The following is a 3,248-nucleotide window of genomic DNA, read 5'->3' as shown; positions in this document are numbered from 1 at the left end:
CCGCGCTGCGCTCCAACGTCATCGGAACCATCGACTTCGATGACTCGATCGATGCTGCGGCGGTGGCCAAGGTGCTGCGCGCCAACGGAATCGTCGATGTGGAGCCTTACCGCAAGCTCGGGCGCAACCAACTGCGGATAGCGATGTTCCCGGCCATCGAGCCAGCCGATGTTGCGGCGTTGACCGGCTGCATTGACTGGGTCGTCGAGCAACTCTGAGAGCCACCAGGCCGAGGCTCGGCAGACCCCCGATCACGCCCCGCTCTATCTGAGCAGTGGGAACCGAATCAATTCACTATTGGTGCCCTCGCTCGCCAAGTAGAGCGACCGTGAATCACTGCTGAAGGTGACTGCTTCGCCTTGCTGTTGGAGTGGGACGCCCAGCGCCGTCGCGTCTGTACTCGGTGGCGGCGCGGGATACATCTCAGCGTCCAGGTACGTCCGAATCACATAGCTGTGGCGATCGGGAGCGAACGTCGCATCGGTGGACATCGCCGGCGCCATCCCTACCTTTGTCAGCCGCACGGAATCGGAGTTGGCGAACCCCTGCGGCAGTGCGTAGATGCCAGACTTGGCCGCCATCTTCTTGGTGACAATCCAGGCGGATCCTCCCGGCGCCGGATCGACCATCAGTCCCTCGGCGTCGTGCGGGCCGTCGGGGTACCGAACGATCAGAGTCTTCGGTGTCACAGACCGGTCGACCAACCGTTTGGGTTCGAGGAAGCTGCGCAGCTGCACGGACGGGCGCGAGCCGGTGTTGTCGCCAATGTCGGCCACCCAGACGGTCGGTTGACCGGCTGCATCGCGGCCGATCGCGATCGCTTCGGTGTCGACGGCCTCGGCCCCCGCGAGCGTCACCTCCGCGAGAACCTTGCACGTCGCAAGGCTCACGGCGAACACCCGCGCACTGTCACCGGAATCGTTGTGAGTCCACAGCACATCGGGATGCAGAATCGACGTTGCAAGCCCGCTGATCTCGGTCAATCGGTCATCGCGGAATCGGCAAACCGGGCCTGCCTGCTCAGTGATCGATGCCGGCGAGGTGGTCGACGTGTTGGGCGTTGTGGCCTGCTCGCTGGCCGTTGAACAGGCGGCAAGGCTCAGCAGAACGAGCGCGAGGACCGCACTACGGCTGAATTCGGCCACGCGAAGCTCTAACCTTTCACTCATGTCGACACCACCCGGACCGGGCGATCCCACTGAACCGCACGGCATTCCTCCGGTCACGCCGCCGCCAGTTGATCCACCGACGACCGAGCAGCCCGTTGTCGGACCCACTCAAGCTATGCCTCCCACCGGGGGCTACGACCAGGGTGGGTACCCACCGCCGGGCGGTTACCCACCGGTTCCGGGCGGACCAATGGATCCCAACGATCCGTATCCCCCCGAGGAGAAGAGTTCAGCTAAGGGCTGGATCATCGGCGGAATCATTCTCGCCGCGATCCTCGGCCTGGCTGGTGGCGCCATCTGGGCAGCCAACAGCGGTAAGACGCCGACACCGGTGCCCACCGCGAGTACCTCAGTGACCCCAACGAGCGCGAGCCCAACCCCAACGCCCACACCGACTCGGACCACGCCAACGCCCACACCGACTCGGACCACGCCAACGCCCACACCCACACCGACTCGGACAACTCCGACGCCGACACCAAAGTCCACCAAGCCATCCCCGCCGTCGACGGCCTTCCCCTAACCGAGGTGTCGCGGCCGACGGCCAGCGAGACCCTGGTTACCGGCGATGGGTTTGCGGGTGCGACTGGGGGCTGACCCGGTCAACGCTTGACGATGGTCGCGACCAGCACGAGCAGGACAAGCCCAAACAGCACAATCAAAGTCACCACGCGCCGGGTTCGGGGATCCACGCACAACACCCTACGGCGGCGGTAACCTGCCCTTGTGCCTGAATCGCCTGCAGCGAGCCCGCAACCTGTTGATGAAGCCGCCGTCCTCGCCGAGGAGCCGCTCGATGTCGACGGCGTCAATGCAGCGATCCTCGGCACCGTCGCCTTTGTCATCGCATTCTTCGTGCTGCTGCTGTTTCGATCCAAGCTGGCAGAGACCAACGGCCAATGGTGGCTCTGGGTCTGTGTCACCGGTGCAGGCCTTGGCCTCATGGGGATTGGATACGGGGTCCGTCGCCGCTCGGTCTACCGGGCAGCACGGACAGTTTCTGAGTAGGGGATGATTCACCTCGTGACTACTGGCGAGCAACTGACCGTCGATGAGCATTGCGCGAACGCCATCGATGAGGCACGGTCCGCGCTAGCAGAGGACGTCCCTGCCGATCAGATTGGCGAACACCTCGAAGTCATTGCCGATGCCGAGCGAGTCGTGACCCATTTGTTCGAGTGCCTGGATCACGGCTACGTCGGCTGGAGATGGGCAGTTACCGTCGCTCGCGCCGATGGTTTCGACGAGGTCACCATCGACGAGACGGTCCTTCTGCCGGGTCCAGATTCGCTGCTCGCGCGCGACTGGCTTCCGTGGGAAGACCGAGTTCAAGCTGGCGACTTGGGCGTCGGCGATGTTCTTCCAACGACCCCTGCTGACGTGCGCCTGGTCCCCGGCTACACCGGTGCGGACGTTGATGAAGCCGAAGATGACGACCTCGTTCCGGTGATGTGGGAGCTTGGTCTCGGCCGAGTACGGGTGCTGTCGGTCATCGGACGCGAGGAGGCAGCCAAACGGTGGGCCACCGGCGACAACGGGCCGCGGGCACCGATTGCCAAAGCAGCCTCGGAACAGTGCTCGACCTGCGGCTTCCTGGTTCCCATGGCAGGCCCACTCGGCCGCGCATTCGGCCTGTGCGCCAACGAGTTCTCGCCGTCCGACGGTCAAGTGGTGGCCCTTGACCACGGCTGCGGAGCACATAGTGAGGCAGAACTCGAACCACTGCCGATCCCCGTGGTTGACCTTGTCGTCGACGACCTGGGATCGTCCCGCCTCGACACGGACCCGTTGCCCGAAGAGCCCGCAGAAGCGGAAGCCGTCACCGATGCCCAGCCTGTCATCGAACCGAAACCGACGCTGCCGCCCGAAGCATCCACCGAACCTGAAGCCGTCACCGAATCCAATGAAACCGACAACGCCGAGGAGACGACGTGAAGCGCAGCGCGATGTTCGCAGGAATGGCCAGCGCCGCAGTCCTCGTGCTGGCCGGATGCACGCAGCCGACGCCGAGTGTCACCATCGTCTCCGGTTCAGCGAGTGTCGAGCGGGCGGCCACATGCTGGTCGGAGAGCTCCACCG

5 protein-coding genes are annotated in these 3,248 nt (G+C 64.6%); 4 read left to right on the top strand and 1 reads right to left on the bottom strand.

Annotation, left to right across the window (positions count from 1 at the left end):
* Nucleotides 1-218: phosphoserine transaminase (locus tag KAZ48_11520; GenBank protein MBP7973419.1), on the top strand; the 218-nt coding region annotated here is incomplete at its 5' end.
* Nucleotides 219-263: 45 nt separating this feature from the next.
* On the opposite strand, the gene KAZ48_11515 is transcribed toward KAZ48_11520, so the two are convergent.
* The gene (locus KAZ48_11515; protein MBP7973418.1) at nt 264-1,169 is read right to left on the bottom strand and encodes a WD40 repeat domain-containing protein; all 906 of its coding nucleotides are present in this window, start codon (nt 1,167-1,169) and stop codon (nt 264-266) included.
* Between KAZ48_11515 and KAZ48_11510 the strand changes: the two genes are divergently transcribed.
* The 3 genes from KAZ48_11510 (at nt 1,168) to KAZ48_11500 (ending at nt 3,104) form a co-directional block, all read left to right on the top strand.
* Nucleotides 1,168-1,692: a hypothetical protein gene (locus KAZ48_11510; protein MBP7973417.1), complete on the top strand. Its 525-nt coding sequence runs from the start codon at nt 1,168-1,170 to the stop codon at nt 1,690-1,692. The two genes, KAZ48_11515 and KAZ48_11510, sit on opposite strands and share 2 nt — an antisense overlap.
* A 203-nt stretch (nt 1,693-1,895) precedes the next feature.
* Nucleotides 1,896-2,177 (top strand): DUF2530 domain-containing protein, encoded by a 282-nt coding sequence (locus KAZ48_11505; protein ID MBP7973416.1) that lies wholly within the window; start codon nt 1,896-1,898, stop codon nt 2,175-2,177.
* Nucleotides 2,178-2,192: 15 nt separating this feature from the next.
* Entirely contained in the window at nt 2,193-3,104 is a 912-nt protein-coding gene (locus tag KAZ48_11500; GenBank protein ID MBP7973415.1) for a DUF3027 domain-containing protein, read from the top strand.
* Nucleotides 3,105-3,248: the final 144 nt, after the last annotated feature.

The sequence above is a fragment of the Candidatus Nanopelagicales bacterium genome (assembly GCA_018003655.1).
Classification (GTDB): domain Bacteria; phylum Actinomycetota; class Actinomycetes; order S36-B12; family UBA10799; genus JAGNDY01.
The sequence above is the reverse complement of the archived record's forward strand: the minus strand, read 5'-3'. Positions and strand labels throughout refer to the sequence as shown.

Bases quoted from the DNA above. Each gene is read 5' to 3' on its own strand.
- KAZ48_11510 (MBP7973417.1), top strand. From the start codon at position 1,168: ATGTCGACACCACCCGGACCGGGCGATCCCACTGAACCGCACGGCATT.
- KAZ48_11515 (MBP7973418.1), bottom strand. From the start codon at position 1,169: ATGAGTGAAAGGTTAGAGCTTCGCGTGGCCGAATTCAGCCGTAGTGCG.